The sequence below is a fragment of the Pararhodobacter marinus genome (genome assembly GCF_003122215.1).
Taxonomy (GTDB): Bacteria; Pseudomonadota; Alphaproteobacteria; order Rhodobacterales; family Rhodobacteraceae; genus Pararhodobacter; species Pararhodobacter marinus.
On record NZ_QEYD01000006.1, the window covers coordinates 227411 to 246010 of the forward strand.

The window sequence follows — 18600 nt, forward strand, 5'->3', positions numbered from 1 at the left end:
AGACGTGTTTTCAACCGCTTGGGGAGGGGCGTTCATGAGAAACCGCCCCCGGATGCCGGTGTCGTCAGGACGGCGGTGTCTGGCGGGAGGTGATGAATGAAGGGTGCCAGAGCGTGCCTGCGCGGCAAACCCAGCGCCGCGTCGGCCCGGCGATAGGCGGCGTGCCAGTCTTCGGCTTCGCTTGGGCCACCCCGCTCGGTATCGCCCAGGAACCCGATCAGCAGAAGATGCGCGTCCACCCCCTGCGCGCGCAGGAACCACAGATGCGCGAGCCGGTTCGCATATTGGTAATAGACCCGGTCCCATCGCGGCGGATCCGGGCGGTCCTTTTCCTGCGGCGCGGACATGGTCCTTGGGCGGGATAGCGACGCATGGCCGGGCGTTACGGGATCGGCCGCTGGAGCGGCCGCCACCCCGGGAGAAGGGGCTGTTTTCCGGGGCATTGCAGAAGCAGGCTCGCGGAGCCCTTTCACCGATGGATCGGACTTTGCAGGAACGGACAGTGCACTAAGGAAGATTGCAGGGCCGGACGTCTCAGAAGCGGCAAATTCCGAATCGAGGAGAGCGGGGCCATGTTGCAGGTCTGCCTGAACCTTCGAGAAGGCCGCCGCGATTTGCGCGGCCGAGGTCGCACCCGCCGCCGAGGCGGGTGAATCGAATTCGGCCAGATGCGCTTTCGCTTCCGCCAACACGACGCCGCCGTCGAACCGCGCCAGCCCATCCCATTGCGGCCCGCGCCGCGGCCAGAATGCTGCCAGGGCCGGGGCGAGGTTGTCCAAACCCAGCCGCGCGAGGAAGGCCGCGTCGCGATACTCCGCGAAATCGTCCCAGGCCAGCGGCGAAACCCAGTCGAGCGGCGGCAGCGCCCCGGGTTGCAACACATCTGGCCGCCACGCCACTGCACGCTGCATCCATTTCAACGACCCGCGCGTGCCTTCGGGTTGCGCGACCCTCATGCGTTCGCCCTTTTGCCGATTGCTATAATTGCTCCGCTCCGTCCGCTGCGTGCAACCTAGCACTGCAAATCTTGCGAAGGCGTTAATAAACGAAGGACGGGCGACCCGTGGGCCGCCCGTTTGTCATGTTGCTCATCTGCCCGGTCAGGAAAGCATCACTTTCCCGACCGCGTTTCCTTGTTCTCGGTGCTGATGGATTTCGCCGATTCCTTGGGTTGGTTCGGCGCCTTGTCCTGCTTGGTTTCCGAGCCGGTTTTCTGCTTGGTCATGTGTCTTCTCCTTGGTTCGGGCCCGCGCGGGGCCACAGGGAGGGAAGTCGACGGGGTCAGACGACCCGGCGCGGCGGGAAAGACGCATGGTCGCTTCCCGGCCTCGCCGTCAAGGATCGTTCACTTTCGTTTAAGAGGTTCGTGGTTCTCTTCAGCCATGGGCTTGGGCGAGTCTTTCGGAATGTTGGCGAAAGAACGCTTCGGCTGTCGGCTGCCGGCTTTCGAACGGGCCGGAACGGGTGTGGTCATCTCTGCCTCCCATCGGGTTGCGACTTGGGAAGACAACGAAACAGACGGGCAGCCGGTTCCGACCGAAACCGCCGCTTGCGCGGTAAGCTGCCGGTCGGGGCGCGAAAAACGACGGGTTCCGGCTGCGGAACCTGCCAAGGCCGGATTCAGGGCGCTGGGCCTTAGCGTGCCGTATCCTGCGGTGCGCGGATCTGGGCAATCACGGCGCGCGCCATCGCGCCGTCGGTGACGCGCAGGGCAAGCTCTTGCTTGGGCGTGACCCGCGCCTGCGGAAAGGCCGCGCGCAATGCCTTGCCGTCGAGCAGCTTGTCGCGGAAGGCGGGCTTGCGGAAATAAAACAGGACCCATTCTTGGTTCAGAACGGCCGAGAAATACCACGTGTCGCCCTTTTCGATACGCAGATCATGCGCGATGAACCCTTTTGACGTGGCGCGCGTGGTCAATCCGCCGGGATACTCGGCATGGGCGAAGGTCATGAACGCGTCGCGCACGCCCCCGACCGGAGCGTGTGACAGGTGGTCTTCGAAGACATCGGGATTGAGGAGCATGGACAAACCAGGGCGTTGAGGAGGGGGCAGCGGAGCGGCGCCCTTATTTCTTGGAGTTTGCACAGGCTGTATGGCGCTGGAGCCCCCTCCGCAAGCGCTGGGCCTGAAGTTCTTTCGGGGAAGCCCTTGGAGGTCACGCGCTCGGGCACACAAGAAATTCTCGATTTCCTTCGCGCTGAGCTTTTCCAGTTCCGGAAGAAAGATGTCGCGAGGAAGGTACCTGCTCTGCGGGATATCGGATCCAGGGCGGTAACGTTCAAAAAACGCTTTCAGTCCATCCCGCACGCCACTCTGAACGAAGACATGCTCGGGCTCGTGGCCCAGATATTCACCCAGCCTTAACGCCGTGTCGTACGTCATCAGGGCGCCGGCTCCGTACACCGGAACGAACAACTCATCGATGATCCGGTAGAGGTCGAGAAAGCTTGCAGCTTTGCTCAATCGTGTCCGCGCGTTCAGCAAGACCTCGTGAATTTCGGGCGATGCGGCTTTGGGAAGCCGGTACTGATGGTCGTGTTTCCGGCCCACCCGATCCCATTCCGCATAGGCCGCGCGGCGGATAGCCTCTTCGTAAGCGGGAACATTTTGCCGGGAATAATGCGCGAGATGGGCCGCGAGCTTGGGCCGGTTCTCGGTGATGTAGTCGTCAACAAGGGACGAAATCGGCACGAAGCACCCCTCGACCGTTGAAAAAGGCGCCCGTCAGGGCGCCTTATGAGTTACTGGTCCAGGAAGCTCCGCAGCTTGCGCGACCGCGAGGGGTGCTTCAGCTTGCGCAGCGCCTTGGCCTCGATCTGGCGGATCCGCTCGCGGGTGACGCTGAACTGCTGGCCGACCTCTTCGAGCGTGTGGTCGGTGTTCATGCCGATGCCGAAGCGCATGCGCAGCACGCGTTCCTCGCGCGGGGTGAGCGACGAGAGCACACGGGTCGTCGTCTCGCGCAGGTTCTCCTGAATGGCGGAATCCAGTGGCAGGACCGCGTTCTTGTCCTCGATGAAATCGCCGAGCTGGCTGTCTTCCTCGTCCCCGATCGGGGTTTCGAGGCTGATCGGCTCCTTGGCGATCTTCAGCACTTTGCGGACCTTGTCCAAAGGCATCTGCAGCTTTTCGGCCAGTTCCTCGGGCGAGGGTTCGCGGCCGATTTCGTGCAGGATCTGGCGCGACGTCCGCACGAGCTTGTTCATCGTCTCGATCATGTGGACCGGGATGCGGATCGTGCGCGCCTGATCGGCGATCGAGCGGGTGATCGCCTGACGGATCCACCAAGTCGCGTAGGTCGAGAACTTGTAGCCGCGGCGGTATTCGAACTTGTCGACGGCCTTCATCAGGCCGATATTGCCTTCCTGAATGAGATCAAGGAATTGCAGGCCGCGGTTGGTGTATTTCTTGGCGATCGAGATCACCAGACGCAGGTTGGCCTCGACCATTTCCTTCTTGGCCTGCCGCGCCTCTTTCTCGCCCTTCTGCACCTGGCTGACGATGCGGCGGAATTCGGGGATGTCGACGCCGACATAGCGCCCGACCTCGGCCATTTCCTCGCGCAGGGTGACGACCTTGTCGCCGTAGCGTTCGAACAGCGTCGTCCAGCCGCGTCCCTTGGCGGCCGACATGCGGTCGCACCAGGTCGGGTCGAGTTCATAGCCGCGATATTCGTCGATGAATTCGCGCCGGTTGATGCGGGCCTGATCGGCCAGCTTCACCATCGACGAGTCGATCGTCATGATCTTCTTGTTGATGCCGTAGAGCTGGTCGATCAGCGCTTCGATCCGGTTGTTGTGCAGGTGAAGCGAATTCACCAGCTCGACGATTTCCGAGCGCAGTTTCTGATAGGCGGCTTCCTCGCCCGCCGAGAAGCGCGCGGCTTCTTCCAGCGTCGCCTGCATCCGCTGCTGCTGCATCTGTTCGAGCTGATCGTAATCATGCGCGATGCGATCCAGCGTTTCCAGGACGCGCGGCTTGAGCGACGCCTCCATCGCGGCGAGCGACATGTTCGACTGGTCGAACTCGTCATCGTCGTCGTCGTTGTTGGCGATCGGGTTGCCGTCGGCGTCGAGCTCGGGCTCGGCGCGCTTGTTCTGGCTCTGCCCGCCTTCGGTCGCGGTGGCCGAGGGATCGACGACGCTTTCGTCTTCCTCGCCGTCGAGCGCATTGCCGAAAGTGGCGTCGAGGTCGATCACTTCGCGCAGCAGCACGTCTTCGGACAGAAGCTCGTCACGCCAGATGATGATCGCCTGAAAGGTCAGCGGGCTTTCGCAAAGCCCGGCGATCATCGTGTTGCGCCCGGCCTCGATCCGCTTGGCGATGGCGATCTCGCCCTCGCGGCTGAGCAGCTCGACCGAGCCCATCTCGCGCAGATACATCCGCACCGGATCGTCGGTGCGGTCGAGCGTCTCGCTCGACGCGCTGGCGACCACGACATCGGTCGACCCCGAGGCGGCACCTTCGGTCGTGGCGGGGACGTCGCCGTCCTCGGCGTCTTCTTCCTCGACGACGTTGATGCCCATTTCGGAGAGCATCGACATCACGTCTTCGATCTGTTCCGACGAAACCTGATCGGGCGGCATCACCTGGTTGAGCTGTTCATAGGTGATGAACCCGCGCTCCTTGGCGGCGGCGATCATGCGCCGGACCGAGGCCTGGCTCATGTCCAGCGTGAATTCGCTGTCCTGATCTTCGGGCTTCGCGTCGTCGTTGTCCTTGGCGACCATGGTTCCTCCGGCAAGGGGCGCGGCGTGATTCGGTTGTTGAACAGAAATAGCGCTCTGTCGGGCCGAATCACAGGGGTGTCAGTAAGATTCGCTGATTCGCGGGCGGGTTAGGGGCGAAGTGTGAACGGATCGGGGGCATCGGCGGCGGAAATGGGGGGCATTTGCCGCTAACCCGGCCCGGGTCGTCGCTTTTTCTTAATCCAGACCTGCGAATCAATCAGGCTTTGCAGATGCGCCGAGAGGCTGGCGCGGTCTTCGCCCAGATCGGTCGTCGAATCGTTGGAATCGCTGCGCCCGGCACGGTCGAAGGCGGCGGCCGCCTCGCCCAGCCGGTAGGTCAGCGTGTCGTCGGGCAGGGAATCCAGCTCGGCGCTGAGTTCCTCGAGCTCGCGCTTGAGGGCGCGGCGGGTGATCAGAACCTCCAGGTCGGTGGCCAGACACTGGCGCACGAAGCCCAGATCCGCCCCCGGCCGCAACATCGGCGCGATGGTCACATGCGGCTGTCGCATCAGCGCCGCAAGCGCGTCGCCGCCGCGCTGCGCCAGCTGGGCGTGATCGGGCGCGGGGTCTTCATGCGCGGCCTGCAGCAGCAGGTCCAGAAGCGTGCGGTGATCGTCGCGGCGCGTTTCCAGCTGCATGAGTTGGCCGTCGAACTCGGCCAGCAGCACGGGATGGGCGAAAAAGACGGCCAGGATCACCGCTTCGCGCAATTCCTCGTCCGCGCCTTCGGCGCCGGCGGCCAGGAACGAGCCGCGCGTGCCGGGCAGGGGGGCCTCGGCGCCTTTGCGTCCGCGCGCCGTGCCATAGCCGCCCTTGCCGCCGCGCGGCGCATCGTTGCGGCGAAACAGCTGATAGCGCAGGTCGTTGAATTCACGCTGATACTGTTCGCGCAGATCGGGGTCCTGAATGGTGCCGCACAGTGTCTTCAGCCGCTTGGTCAGTGCCGCGCGACGCTCGGGGCTGTCGAAAACCTGCCCCTGAACCTCGCGGTCCCACAGCAGCGTCGCCATCGGCACGGCATTGTCGATCACGCTCTGCATCGCCTGCGCGCCACCGGCGCGGATCAGGTCGTCGGGATCCTGTCCGCCGGGCAGCAGCGCGAAGCGCAGGCTCTGGCCAGCGGTGATCATCGGCAGCGCCAGATCGGCCAGTCGCAGACCCGCGCGCAGGCCCGCCGCATCGCCGTCGAGGGCGACGATGGGCTCGCCATGCATCCGCCACAGAAGCCGCAGCTGGTCTTCGGTCACGGCGGTGCCCAAAGGCGCGACCGCGCCTTCGAACCCGGCGCGGACCAGGGCGATCACGTCCATGTAGCCTTCGGCCACGATCAGCGGCTGACCGCGTCCGCTGGCGGTGCGGGCGGGGCCGATATTGTAGAGATTGGCGCCCTTGTGAAAGAGCGGCGTTTCGGGCGAGTTGAGGTATTTCGCCTGCGCGTCCGCTGCCATGGCCCGGCCGCCGAAGGCGATGCACTGGCCCCGCGTGTTGCGGATCGGGAACATGATGCGGCCCCGGAAGCGGTCATAGGGACGGGATTTGTCGCGCCCGGTCGTGGTCAGGCCCGCCTCGGCGATCAGCGCCTCGGGGACACCGGCCTGCTTGAGATGATCGTTGAGCGCCTGCCATTGATCGGGCGCAAAGCCGATTTCCCAACGCTCGCGCTGCTCCTCGCTCAGGCCGCGCCGGTCGAGATAGGCGCGCGCCTCCGCCGCGTGGCTGCCCATCAGCTGCATCCGGTAGAAGCGGACGGCCTTTTCCATCACCTCGGCCAGCGTGGCGCGGCGATCTTCGCGCTGGCGCTGCGCGGGCTCGCGCGCGGGCATCTGCATCCCGGCGTCACGGGCCAGTGTCTCGACCGCCTCCATGAAGCTCATGTTCTGGGTTTCCTGCAGGAAGGTCAGCGCATCGCCCTTCGCCTGACAGCCGAAGCAATAATAATAGCCCTTGCGGTCCTCGACATGGAACGAGGCGGTTTTCTCGTGGTGGAACGGGCAGGGTGCCCAGAAATCGCCCTTGCCCTGGTTCGACTTGCGCAGATCCCAGGTGACCGTGCGTCCGACAACCTGCGCGATGGAGACGCGGCTGCGCAACTCATCGAGGAAACCGGGGGGCAGGGACATGGGACCTCGGCAGCAGGGGACGCAAGGGGTGGGGGCTGACTATCATATAGGGTGCGTTGCGTCCGTGTTCCACCACCGGACGGCGGGGCAACGCGGGGCGGCAACAGGATCGGCGGCGATGGTCCGGGGGGCGCGCGCTGCCCTCGGATGCCACCGGGGCCGCGAACGCAAACGGGGACCCGAAGGTCCCCGCCCGGTCACTCCGCCGCGTTGGGCGTGTCTTCGCTGGGGCTTTCGGCCATGTCCGGCGCCGCATCGGCCTTGGGCTTGCGCGCGCGGGGCGCCCGCGGCTTGCGTGCGGGCTTGGGCTTTTCGTCGCCCTGAGCCGCTGCGCCGGCGTCAGGGGTTCCGGAGGCCTGGGCCTCGGCGCTGTCGGCCTTCGGGGCGTCGTGGTCGGCGCGCGATTCGGGCGTTTCGACCAGCATCGACCCCGAATCGTCATCCTGCGCCGCGTCCTGTGCTCCCGCTTGGGCATCGTCGCGCCGGTTGTCGTCCCGCGGATCGTTCTGGTCGCGCGGCCCGCCGCGGCGGTCGTCGCTGCGCCGGTTGCGCCCGCGTCCGCTCTCTTGCCGCCCGTTATCCTGGCGGTTGTTGTCCTGACGGCCCCCATCCTGGCGCCCGCCATCCTGACGGTTGTCCGGGCGATTGTCCTGGCGATTGTCGCCGTCCTGATCGCCCTGGTCGCCGCGCTGATCGTTGCGGCGGTTGTTGTTGTTATTGTTGCCGTTGTTGTTCTGCTGGTCGCGCCGCGCCTCGGCCTCGCGGGCGAGTTCCGCCTGCGCTTCGTTCAGCATCCGGGTGTAATGCTCGGCATGTTGCTGAAAATTCTCGGCCGCCACGCGGTCGCCCGAAAGCTGGGCGTCACGCGCCAGAACGGTGTACTTGTCGATAATCTGTTGCGGCGTTCCGCGGACCTTGCCCTCGGGTCCCGAGCTGTCGAAAACCCGGTTGACGATATTGCCCAGCGAGCGCGGACGGTTCTGTTTGGAGCGCGAACGTTTGTTCGAAGTTCTCATGAAAGCGAATTCCGGCCTTGGTCGGGTCGTTTGACCCTAAGCCTGCGCCTGATGGCGCTTTGGGGTCAGTCAATCTGGATTAGCGTGCTTCGGGATGGGGCAGTCAACGTCGCGACCAAACCCGGCACAAGCTGGAGTAAACACGCGAACCCCTTCGATACAAGAGTGAAAGTGGAAAAAACCCGTTAAGACGGGCGTGTTTTCGCCCAAACGTGACGAAAACACCGCAAATCCGGGGTCAGAGCGGCGCCCGCGCGGCGACGACGCGGTCATGGCCATCGAGGTCGGCCAGAACCGTTAGCGACAACAGCCCCGCCGCCTCGAGCAGGGCGGCGACGCTGCGCGCCTGGCTGGCCCCGATCTCGACCAGCAGCCGCCCGCCGGGGGTGAGCGTGTCGCGCGCGCCTGCCGCGATGGCGCGGTAAGCCGCCAACCCGTCACCGCCGGGCGTGAGCGCCAGATGCGGCTCGTGCAGGACCTCGGGGGCAAGGCCCGCCATCTCGGCCTCGCTGATATAGGGCGGGTTCGAGACGATCAGGTCGAAGCGCCCCGCAACCGCCGCGAACCAGTCCGAGCGCAACAGCTCCAGCCGGTCGGACACGCCCAGCCTTCGTGCATTCGTCCCGGCCACGTCCAGCGCGGCCTGCGAAATGTCGGTGGCCACGCCCCGCGCCGGCGGGCGTTCGGCCAGCAGCGTCACCGCGATGGCGCCCGAGCCGGTGCCCAGATCGAGCAGCCGCGCGAAAGGGGCGTTCAGCGCCTCGGCGATCAGCGTCTCGGTATCGCCGCGCGGGTCCAGCACATCGGGCGTGACCGTGAAATCCCGCCCCCAGAAGGCGCGCCGCCCGGTGATATGGCTGACCGGATGGCGCGCTTCGCGCCGGCGGAGCGCGGCCTCGAACCGCTCGGCCGCGGGCGCGGGCAGGGCGTCGGGCAGGATCAGGCTCACCCTGTCGGGCGCGATGTCCATCGCATGCGCCAGAAGCAGCCGCGCATCGCGGGCGGGATCGGCGACGCCCGCCGCCGCCAGCCGCGCCACGCCCGTGCGCAGAACCGCCCGCGCGGTGCTCATGCCTCGAGCTCGGCCAGCCGCTCGGCCTGATCGTGGGCAATGAGCGGGTCGATCACCGGGTCCAGATCGCCCGCCATCACCTGTGCCAGCGCGTACAGCGTCAGGTTGATGCGGTGATCGGTCACGCGGCCCTGGGGGAAATTGTAGGTCCGGATGCGCTGGGACCGGTCGCCGGTGCCGACCTGAGCCTTGCGGTCGGCGGCGCGCGCCTCGGCCTCCTTGCGGCGCTCCAGGTCGAAAAGCCGCGCGCGCAGCACCTCCATCGCCAGCCGCCGGTTCTGATGCTGGGACTTCTCGGAACTCGTCACCACCAGGCCGCTGGGCAGGTGGGTGATGCGCACGGCGGAATCGGTGGTGTTGACATGCTGGCCGCCCGCGCCCGAGGCCCGCATCGTGTCGATGCGGAGATCGCTGTCGGGAATGTCGATATCGACCTCGCGCGCCTCGGGCAGCACCGCCACCGTCGCCGCCGAGGTATGGATCCGCCCGCCCGATTCGGTGACCGGCACGCGCTGGACCCGGTGCACGCCCGATTCGAATTTCAGCCGCGCGAAGACGCCGTCGCCCTCGATCCGCATCACCGCCTCGCGCAGCCCGCCCAGCTCGGTCTCGGTCTGCGCGATCATCACGCTCGTCCAGCCGCGCGCATCGGCATAGCGCTGGTACATGCGCAGCAGATCGCCCGCGAACAGCGCCGCTTCCTCGCCGCCGGAGCCGGGGCGGATCTCGATCAGCGCGGGGCGCTCATCGGCGATATCGCGCGGCAAGAGCGCCACGCGCAGCATCGCTTCCAGCTCGGGGATACGCTCGGCCAGCGTGTCCAGCTCGTCCTGCGCCAGCGCCTTCATCTCGGGATCGGCCAGAAGCGCGCGCGCCTCGTCGCGCTGGCTCAGCGCCGCGCGCCATTCCTGCGTCGCCGCAACCACGGGTTTCAGCCCCTGGTATTCCCGACCGAGTTCCGCCAGTTCCGCAGGTTCGGCCCCGGCGGAAAGCCGCGCTTCGAGATACTCGAAACGGCGGGTGATCTGGTCGAGGGCGTCTTCGGGCAGCATGGCGCGGGTTTGCGCCGCGCGCGCGCGCAGGTCAAGAGGCAGGCCCCCGGCTCTTCGCACACAGCCAAAGACCGTCTCGCCCCGTCTCGCTCCGTCTTTGTTCCCCAAATATCCTCGGGGGTGAGGCGCGCAGCGCCGAGGGGGCAGACAGCCCCCTCCTTGCCCCCCTCCGCCGATAACCTCCGCCAGCAAATCCCGCCCGCGCCCCGCCATCCCGGGCGCAACGCAAAAGCGCGCCGCGACAGCGGCGCGCCCGGTCGCGCGAGGGCTCGGCGCCGGAGGCGTCGCGGACGAGGGCGAAACCCCTCACCCGTGACGCATCCGGGCGGCGCTTATTGCAGGTAAGGCATCGGGTCGACCGATTCGAAGCCTTCGCGTACCTCGAAATGCAGGAAGGACGGATCGCCCGCCCGGACTGAGGCGATGGTCTGCCCGCGCGACACGCTGTCGCCGCGGCTGACGCGGATATTGTCGATACCGGCATAGACCGTGAGCAGGTTGTTCTCGTGACGGATCACCATGATCGGCACCTGGTCGGTATCCTCGGTGATCGCTGCCACCGTGCCCGAGGCCGCGGCGGTGACCGCCGTGCCGGCGGCGGCACCGATGCCGATGCCGTCATTGCGGCCCTGCGCATAGGCGCGGATGATGCGGCCCTGCAGCGGCATCGCCAGCCGCGCGCCGGTGCTGCGCTGGCTGCTCATATCGGCGACGGGCGCTGGGGGTTCCGCGGCGGCGGCGGCCTGGCCAGCGGGTTCGGGGTCTTCCTCCGGCAGCGGCGTCGCGGCCGAGGGCGGGACCGGGGTCAGCGTGCCCTGGCCGGGCTGCGAGGCGACGTCGGCGGTGGCCTGCGCAGCCGAGGCGGGGCTCGCAGCCGTCGTGGCCGGCGCCGGTGCGCTGATCCCGGTCGGGTTCAGCGGCTCGCCCGCGGCGGCGGCGGTGATCGTCTGCGCGCCCGTGGGGATCATCAGGATCTGGCCCTCGCGCACGCTCATATCGGCGGGCAGGCCGTTCCAGTCGGCCAGCGAGCGCGGCGAGACATTGTAGAGCCGGGCAATGGTGAAGGCGGTTTCGCCACGCTCGACCGTGTGGCGCAGCGGTTCGCTTCCGGCGGGGGCGGTGCCGCTGGCGGTGCCGCCGCCCAGCGGCGTCGCGGTGATCGTGCCGGTGGCGCTGTCGCCCACCCGCGAGGGCAGGACCAGAAGCTCGCCGCCGCGCATCGGCGTGTCGGTCGAGACGGCGTTATGCTGGGCCAGCGCATTGGCGTCGACGCCCAGCCTCAGCGCGATGTCGCTCACGCGTTCGCCCTGCTGGGCGACGACGACCTGATAGCCGGGATACGAGATCACGCCGCGCGAATCGGGGGCGGGGCGGGCGCCGGTGGCGCCTTGCGCCGCATCGGCGGTGTTGAACCGGCCCGCGGGACGCAGGTCCCAGTCGAGATCGTTGCCCCCCGAGCATCCCGCGAGAAGCACGCCGCCCGCCAGAAGCAGGCCGCTCATCCGCCAGAGCGGGGTGTGGTTGCGTTCGTCCATCTTGCCGTCTTGCCGTTCGCGCACGTTTTCGCTGCCCATTCCGTTTTTGTCCGCCTGTCCGTCTGTCTGGCCTTCTGGTCGGCCGTTTTCCGGTCCCGCCCTGCGGGGGTCCCGCACCGCCGGTCCGCAAACAAGGGAAGGGCCGACCGAGGCAGGGCACCCGGAGCGCGGGGCTTTGCCCCATTTATAGCGGAAAACAAGGGGTGTTACACCCCATCACCACAACGTGTTGTGGATTTCCGCGCATCCTCGGCGGGCTGCTGCCACGACGGGTGCCCAGTGCCGCACCCCGTGCTGTGCGCCGGGGCCGGGGCCCAAGCGGAGGCAGAAACAGCGGCTCTCGCCCTGTTCAGTCCTTGGCCATGCCTTCGAGCAGCGGCACGAAGCGGACCGGGCGCAACTCTTCGTAATCGTAGCCGGTTTCCAGCTTGCGCACCTTGATCAGGCTCTGGACGGTATCGGATTGGCCCACCGGCAACACCATCACACCGCCGACCCGCAATTGGGCCAGCAGCGGGCCGGGCGGGTCTTCCGCCGCCGCGGTGACGATGATGCGGTCGAAGGGCGCCTGGTCGGGCAGGCCGAAGCTGCCATCGGTGGCGATGGTGGTGATGTTGTGCAGATCGAGCCGGGCGAAGATCGCGCGCGCCTCGGCGATCAGCGGGCGGTGGCGTTCGACGGAATAGACCCGCCGCGCGAGTTGGCTGAGGATCGCCGCCTGGTAGCCCGAGCCGGTGCCCACTTCGAGCACCTTGTGGCGCGGCTCGACCTCGAGCGCTTCGGTCATCAGGGCCACGACCGAGGGCTGGCTGATCGTCTGGCCGCAGGCGATGGGCAGCGGCGTGTCCTCGTAGGCGCGGTCGGCGAAGAAGCCGGTGACGAAGGCGCCGCGATCGATGCGTTCGAAAGCGCGCAGGATGGCCGGATCGGTGATCCCGCGCGAACGCAGGGTCAGGATCAGGCGCATCATCTGTTCGCGGCGTTCCTCGTCGGTCATTTTCCCGCCTTCTTCGCCTCGATCGTCTCGTCGAGCGCGTCGCGCAGCGCGCCCAGCCGGTCATGGGCGGTCATGTCGCAGGTCAGCGGCGTGATCGAGATATAGCCGTCGAGATTGGCTTCGGCATCGGTACCCGGCAGCGTTCTGAGGTGCTGAGGCCCGCCCTTGATCCACAGGAACCGCCGGCCCGAGGGCGAATTATGCGGCTCGACCCCGAATGTGGTGTGGCGCCGGAAGCCCTGCGCGGTGACGCGGGTGCCGCGCACGGCATCGGCCGGGACGGGCGGGAAATTGACGTTGTAGAACAGGCGGTAATCGTCTTCGGTCCAAAGCCCCTGATCGAGCAGGCGGCGCACGACGCGGGTGCCGTGGGCAACGGCTGGTTCGAACAGCCCGCCGTCCATGTCGGCGCTTTGCGGGCCCAGATATTGCGACAGCGCGATGGCCGGAATCCCCTGCAAGGCAGCCTCCATCGCGCCGCCCACGGTGCCCGAATAGAGCGTGTTCTCGGCCGCGTTGTTCCCCCGGTTCACGCCCGACAGGACCAGGTCGGGCTTCTCGCCGCCCAGCACCTCGTAATAACCCGCCAGGACGCAATCGGCGGGGCTGCCCTCGGCCGCGAAGCGGCGCTCGTCCATCTTCGCGATGAGCATCGGATGGGTATAGCTGATCTTGTGCGCGACGCCCGATTGCTCGAAGGCGGGGGCGACGGTCCAGACCTCGCCCTCGGGCCCGGCGATCTCGGCGGCGATGGCCTCGGCCACTTTCAGGCCCGGCGCGTTGATGCCGTCGTCATTGGTCACGAGAATGCGCATGGATCGCCTTTCTTCCTTTTCCGCCCCTTGCTTAGTGCAGGCCGGGGCAGGCGGCAAGCGACGGGCGGGATAAGGCTGGGCCGATGCCGCTTTCCGTGGCACAGTGGGGACAGCATAACGATTGCCCCGGAGGATTTTTCATGCGTGCCAAGTTTCTGACCGCCCTTGCCTGTTCCGTCCTCGCGCTGCCTGCACTGGCCGACGAAGCCTGGCAGACCAATATGGGGCCGATCATCTGGGAACAGACGCTGGGATCGGATGCGGTTCTGCGCCTTTATTCGGGCGAGGATGAAAGCCAGGTGGATGTGCGCATGATCGTGCCGGGGCTGGGCGACGACATGATGGGCGGGCGCGGCACCTATACCGGTCTGTGGATCGCCTATGACGGCGATGTCGCCTGTTCGGTCGAGATGGTCGATCCGCTGGGCGGAAAGTCGGCCTATTGGGGGACCTTTACCCTGACTTTCCTGGAAGACGGCTTTCCCAGCGACTGGGCCGGGGCCTATGGCGAATGTCTGAACCCGCCCTCGGCGCCGATCCAGGCCCATGCGCTGGTGGGCGACGAGCGCGCCAGCGCGCCCCTGGGGAACTGACGCGTCCGCGCGCCGCCGGGCTGGTTTGGCGCGCCTGATGTCGCGAACAGGCGCGCGCGCCGGACCCTGTCTGTCAGCCTGAGGGCGGGACAATCAGGAGGGCGCGATGCGATACGGCTTCATTGGCTTGGGAAATCTGGGCGGACATCTGGCGGCGTCGCTGGCCCGCGCCGGGATCGCGCTGGTCGTGCATGACCGCGATCCGGCGGCGCGGGCGCGGTTCGACGCCTTGGGCGCGGGCTGGGCCGACAGCCCGGAAGCGGCGGTGGCCGAGGTCGACGCGGTCATCACCTGCCTGCCGTCGCCCGCGATCAGCGAGGCGGTGCTGGCGCAGATCCTGCCTGCGATGAAGCCCGGTGCCGACTGGATCGAGATGTCGACGCTGGGGCGCGAGGACATGCTGCGGCTGGCTCTGCGGGCGCAGGCGGCGGGGATGGGCGTGCTGGAATGCCCGGTCACCGGCGGCGTCCATCTGGCCGCGCGGGGCGAGATCACGCTTCTGGCGGGCGGCGACGCGGAGCTGGTCGAGCGCCACCGCCCGGCCTTACAGGCAATGGGCGGGCGGCTCTTCCATATGGGGCCACTGGGCGCGGCGGCGGTGATCAAGGTGATCACCAACATGCTGGCCTTCATCCATCTGGTGGCCGATGCCGAGGCGCTGATGTTGGCGAAACGCGGCGGGCTGGACCTGAAAACCGCGTGGGAGGCGATCGCGGCCTCGTCGGGTAATTCCTTCGTGCACGAAACCGAGGGGCAACTGATCCTGAACGGCAGCTACGACATCGCCTTCACGATGGACCTGGCGCTGAAGGATCTGGGCTTCGCGATGGGGTTCGGGCGGGAATTCGGCGTGCCGCTGGATCTGGCCTCGGCCACGGAACAGACCTTCCTGCGCGGGCGTGCGGCCTATGGCGGCGGGGCGCAATCGACGCAGATCGCCAAGCTGCTCGAGGATCTCCTGGGCACCGACCTGCGCGCCGAGGGCTTTCCCGCGCGGCTGGAATAGTCGGGCCTATTCGGCCGCTTCGCTGAGATCGCCGCTTTCGCCGCGTCCCGGCAGGGCGGCGCGCAGCGCGGCGCGCTGGTTGCGCGAGACCGGGACCTTCTGGCCGTTGCTGAGCGTCAGCTCCATCCCCCCCGCGCTCGTGCGGGCATGGGAGGCGACATGCGCCAGATTGACCCACCACGAGCGATGCACCCGCATCCCTTCGTAAGGCGCAAGGTCGCGCTCGGCATCCGAAAGCCGCATCAGCACCTGCGCCGTTCCGCGTGTCGTCGTGACCTCGACATAATGGTTCTGCGCGCGCAGGCTGATCAGGTCGCTGCCCAGATCGGACGGCAGCTTCTCGAACAGCAGGGGCGTGACGGTCGCGGTGGGCAGCGTGTCGGCGGCCGCATTCGAACCCGGATCCGGGACTGGCTCGGAGACGGGCCCGGAGACAGGGTCGGTGGAAGGGTCTGCGAAACGGGGGCGGAAAGCCTCGGCGCTGATGGCCTTGGTGTCGCGGTCGCCCAAGGCGACGAACCCGTTGACGACAAGGTTCACCACGGCAAGGGGCACGATCACGTAAATCGCCAGGGTCAGCACGCTTCCGGGGATGAGTCCGCGGATCTGCACCTCCATGAACAGGATCAGCCCCAGCATGACCGGGGCGGCGATGGCGCTGGCGATGGTGGCGGCCAGCGCCCAGTGCATGTGGCCGCCCCGGTTGAGCTCGCGGGTGATGAAGGACAGGGGCGTGGCCAGGAACGCGCCCGCCAGGATGGCGGTGGCCCAATAGGCGAGACGCCCGGCGAATCCCATTTCGTCCATCGTATGGAACGGCCCGGCCAGCGCGGTGACCAGAATGGCCGCCGCGATGATCCCCCAGAAGCGTTTGCGCGCCATGAACCGCTGCGTTTCACGAAGCGCGGGCTGCAACCACTGCCCGTTCGCGCGGTCTGACGGCTTCGCCACGTATTTCCTGTGTCCCTCCGGCATAGGGGTTGAATACCCAAGGGCCCTGATAATTCAAGTCTGATATGGTCTTAGGAGCACGACGTGTTGCAGGCAATCGAAGCAAGGGGGCTGGCCAAGCGTTTCGGCGCGGTGACAGCGGTCGAGGGGGTGGACCTGACGCTCGCCCCCGGCGAGGCGCTGGGGCTCTTGGGGCCCAACGGGGCGGGGAAGTCGACGCTGTTGTCGCTGGTCACCGGGCTGCGCCCCGCCGATCGCGGCGAAATCCGGATCTTCGGTCATCCCGCCGGCAGCGAGGCGGCGCGCAAGAGCATGGGCCTGACCCCGCAATCCGCTGCTTTCCCGCCGCAAATCACCCCGCGCGAGCTGATCGCCTATGCCAGCGCGCGCCACGGCAAGCGGCCCGATACCGACAGGCTGCTCACGGCGTTCGGGCTTCAGCGGCTGATCGACCGGCGCATGGCGGGGTTCTCGGGGGGCGAGGTGCGCCGCGTGGCGCTGGCGCTGGCCTTTTGCGGCGCGCCAAGGCTCGCGGTGGTGGATGAACCGACGACCGGGCTCGATGCCGCGACGCAGGAAGCCTTCCAGTCGCTGGCGCGCGATTATGTCGCAAGCGGCGGCGCGATGCTGCTGACCTCGCATCACTGGGACGAGATCGAGGCGATCTGCGACCGCCTGACGATGATCGACCGGGGGCAGCGCGTGCTGGACGGCACGCTCGCCGAAATGCGCGCGACAATGCGTATCAACCGGATCAGCCTGGTGGTCGACGGCGCCGCACCGGACTGGCTGCCCGCCCCCGATACCGACGGGCGGCGGCATCTGGAAAGCGCGGACAGCGATGCCGTCGTCACCCGGCTGGTGCGCGAGGGCGTGGGGTTTCGCGACCTGCTGATCCATCCGCTCGCGCTCAAGGACATCCTTGCCCATCTGCGTCACGAGGTCTGACCATGCTTTCTCATCTTCGGGCCGAACTGGTCCTTGCCGCCCGTATCCTCATGCGCCAGCCCGGATTCTGGGTGCCGACGATCCTGTTTCCCGCCATGCTGTACAGCTTCTTCGGCGCGTCAATGGCCGAGGGGCCGGCGGGGATCTACGCGCTGGCGTCTTTCGCCGTTTATGCCGTTGTGGGTGTGGGCTTTTACCAGTTCGGCGTGAGCGTCGCGCAGGACCGTGAAACGCCCTTCGTGCTGTGGCAACGCAGCCTGCCCGGCGCGCAGTGGGTCGGCTGGGCCGCGCGGATCGTCGTGGCGATGGTCGTCGTCCTGGCGGCAGTGGGCATGGTTCTTCTGGCCGGGCGCTGGATCGGCGGCGTGATCCCCGGCCGGGGCGAGACGATGCGGCTTCTGGTCGCCTGCGCGCTGGTCTCGGTGCCGTCGGTGCTGATGGGGATCGCGCTGGGCTCGGCGGTGTCGGCGCGCGCGGCGGTGCCGTTGTCGAACCTGCTGTTCCTGCCGCTCGCCTATCTGGGCGGGTTGTGGATGCCGCCCGCTTTGTTGCCCGACAGCGTTGCCGCGATCTCGGTCTGGACGCCCACGCGGGCGATGGGCGAAATCGCCTGGGCGGCCATCGACGGGCGGGCGATGCCCGGGCGCTATCTGGCGCTGCTGGCGGGGTGGACCCTGCTGGCCATCGCGCTGACCGCGCTGGCGCAGGCCCGGCACCGGCGGGCGATGTTCGGCTAAGGGGCTATTGCCGCGCCTCCCACGCATCCAGCATCACCCGCGCGGTCATCAGGTCGAGATGCGCGCCGCCGCCGTTCTTGTAGATCGTGATGTCGTCCCGGGCGCGGGGCGGCACGCCATGGGCGGCCAGATCCCCCAGATCGCCCAGCACATCGGCCTCGGTGATCGCGCCCGAGGCGAGCGGGATCATCAGCTCGCCGATATGCCGGATCGTGGTGGCGCGGCTGTCGACATAGAGCTTGCCGCGATGCAGCGCGCGGTCGTCGGCCTCGCGCATGTCGGGGGTGAAGGCGCCGATCAGGTCCAGATGGGTGCCGGGGCGGAGCCAGTCGCCCGCGATGACCGGCGCGCGGGCCATGGTGCAGGTGCTGACGATATCGGCCCCGGACACGGCCTCGGCCAGATCGGTTACGGGTGTCACGCCGGGATGGCGATCGGCCACGGCTTCGGCGGCCTCCGGGCGGCGCGCCCAAAGCGCGATCCGAAGATCGGGTTTCCACGCGCGAAAGGCTTCGATCAGCGATTCCGCCACGCTGCCCGCGCCGACGATCAGGTAGCGCAGCGCGTCGGGCCGGGCCAGAAGCCGCGCCCCCAGAAGCGAGTCGCCCGCGGTTTTCCAGCGCGTCACCAAAGGGTTGTCGACCACCGCACGCAGGGCGCCGGTGGCGTCGTCGAAGACCAGCATCGCGCCCTGCACGCTGGGCCTGCCCTTCGCGGGATTGCCGGGGAAGACGGTGACGGATTTCACGCCCACGCCCATCCCGTCGATCCATGCGCTGCGCGACAGCAGCCGGTCATCCGCGCGGCTGAGCAGAACGTCCTCGACCTGCGCAGGCGGGCGACGGTGGCCCTCCAGAAGCGCGTCGCTCAGCGTCATCCAGTCGAGCAGCGGCTCGACCGCCTCGCGGGTCAGGACAGGGATCATCGGCGCCTCCGTTTGCGCGAAGTCTGCGGCGACGGAAGGGGCGGTGTCAATGTCGGGTTAGTGAAATGTCAGGCGTTGCGGGCACGGGCGGGCATCAACGTCA

At 67.6% G+C, this 18600-nt stretch carries 16 protein-coding genes; 4 read left to right on the forward strand and 12 right to left on the reverse strand.

All coding sequences use genetic code 11. The features are described 5' to 3' along the window. Positions 1-32: 32 nt before the first annotated feature. From C4N9_RS21675 to surE, 10 genes are all read right to left on the reverse strand, one after another. A complete protein-coding gene (locus C4N9_RS21675; RefSeq protein WP_146195154.1) occupies positions 33-956 on the reverse strand; it encodes a hypothetical protein in 924 nt (307 codons plus the stop codon). A gap of 679 nt (positions 957-1635) precedes the next feature. Continuing rightward, positions 1636-2691, reverse strand: coding sequence for a hypothetical protein (locus C4N9_RS21680; protein ID WP_146195155.1), 1056 nt, complete (start codon positions 2689-2691; stop codon positions 1636-1638). Between the two features lie 50 nt (positions 2692-2741). Then, the gene (gene rpoD / locus C4N9_RS11630) at positions 2742-4730 is read right to left on the reverse strand and encodes an RNA polymerase sigma factor RpoD (RefSeq protein WP_109533492.1); all 1989 of its coding nucleotides are present in this window, start codon (positions 4728-4730) and stop codon (positions 2742-2744) included. Between the two features lie 167 nt (positions 4731-4897). Further along, entirely contained in the window at positions 4898-6850 is a 1953-nt protein-coding gene (gene dnaG, locus C4N9_RS11635; RefSeq protein WP_109533493.1) for a DNA primase, read from the reverse strand. Between the two features lie 197 nt (positions 6851-7047). Further along, complete coding sequence (locus tag C4N9_RS11640) at positions 7048-7866, reverse strand: DUF4167 domain-containing protein (protein WP_109533494.1); 819 nt, start codon at positions 7864-7866, stop codon at positions 7048-7050. A gap of 238 nt (positions 7867-8104) precedes the next feature. Further along, positions 8105-8938 carry a peptide chain release factor N(5)-glutamine methyltransferase gene (gene prmC / locus C4N9_RS11645; RefSeq protein ID WP_109533495.1) on the reverse strand — a complete coding sequence of 278 codons (834 nt, stop codon included), beginning with the start codon at positions 8936-8938 and terminating at the stop codon, positions 8105-8107. Then, positions 8935-9990 (reverse strand): peptide chain release factor 1, encoded by a 1056-nt coding sequence (gene prfA / locus C4N9_RS11650; protein WP_109533496.1) that lies wholly within the window; start codon positions 9988-9990, stop codon positions 8935-8937. The genes prmC and prfA overlap by 4 nt, the downstream gene beginning before the upstream one ends. Positions 9991-10322: 332 nt before the next feature. Next, on the reverse strand, positions 10323-11492 hold the full coding sequence (locus C4N9_RS11655) for a peptidoglycan DD-metalloendopeptidase family protein (RefSeq protein WP_109533607.1): 1170 nt from the start codon (positions 11490-11492) through the stop codon (positions 10323-10325). Positions 11493-11874: 382 nt separating this feature from the next. Then, positions 11875-12522: a protein-L-isoaspartate(D-aspartate) O-methyltransferase gene (locus tag C4N9_RS11660; protein ID WP_109533497.1), complete on the reverse strand. Its 648-nt coding sequence runs from the start codon at positions 12520-12522 to the stop codon at positions 11875-11877. Further along, positions 12519-13337 carry a 5'/3'-nucleotidase SurE gene (gene surE / locus C4N9_RS11665; protein WP_109533498.1) on the reverse strand — a complete coding sequence of 273 codons (819 nt, stop codon included), beginning with the start codon at positions 13335-13337 and terminating at the stop codon, positions 12519-12521. The genes C4N9_RS11660 and surE overlap by 4 nt, the downstream gene beginning before the upstream one ends. 140 nt (positions 13338-13477) lie before the next feature. On the opposite strand from surE, the gene C4N9_RS11670 reads away from it, so the two are divergent. Continuing rightward, positions 13478-13930: a hypothetical protein gene (locus C4N9_RS11670; protein ID WP_109533499.1), complete on the forward strand. Its 453-nt coding sequence runs from the start codon at positions 13478-13480 to the stop codon at positions 13928-13930. Positions 13931-14036: 106 nt separating this feature from the next. After that, positions 14037-14936, forward strand: coding sequence for an NAD(P)-dependent oxidoreductase (locus C4N9_RS11675; protein ID WP_109533500.1), 900 nt, complete (start codon positions 14037-14039; stop codon positions 14934-14936). Between the two features lie 6 nt (positions 14937-14942). On the opposite strand, the gene C4N9_RS11680 is transcribed toward C4N9_RS11675, so the two are convergent. Then, on the reverse strand, positions 14943-15818 hold the full coding sequence (locus tag C4N9_RS11680) for a LytTR family DNA-binding domain-containing protein (protein WP_109533608.1): 876 nt from the start codon (positions 15816-15818) through the stop codon (positions 14943-14945). A gap of 153 nt (positions 15819-15971) precedes the next feature. On the opposite strand from C4N9_RS11680, the gene C4N9_RS11685 reads away from it, so the two are divergent. Next, positions 15972-16835, forward strand: a complete 864-nt coding sequence (locus C4N9_RS11685; RefSeq protein WP_109533501.1) for an ABC transporter ATP-binding protein — start codon at positions 15972-15974, stop codon at positions 16833-16835. A 2-nt stretch (positions 16836-16837) separates the two neighbouring features. Further along, positions 16838-17572 (forward strand): ABC transporter permease, encoded by a 735-nt coding sequence (locus C4N9_RS11690; protein ID WP_109533502.1) that lies wholly within the window; start codon positions 16838-16840, stop codon positions 17570-17572. Positions 17573-17576: 4 nt separating this feature from the next. Here C4N9_RS11690 and C4N9_RS11695 read toward each other — a convergent pair whose 3' ends face one another. After that, a complete protein-coding gene (locus C4N9_RS11695; protein WP_109533503.1) occupies positions 17577-18497 on the reverse strand; it encodes an ornithine cyclodeaminase family protein in 921 nt (306 codons plus the stop codon). Between the last annotated feature and the right edge of the window lie 103 nt (positions 18498-18600).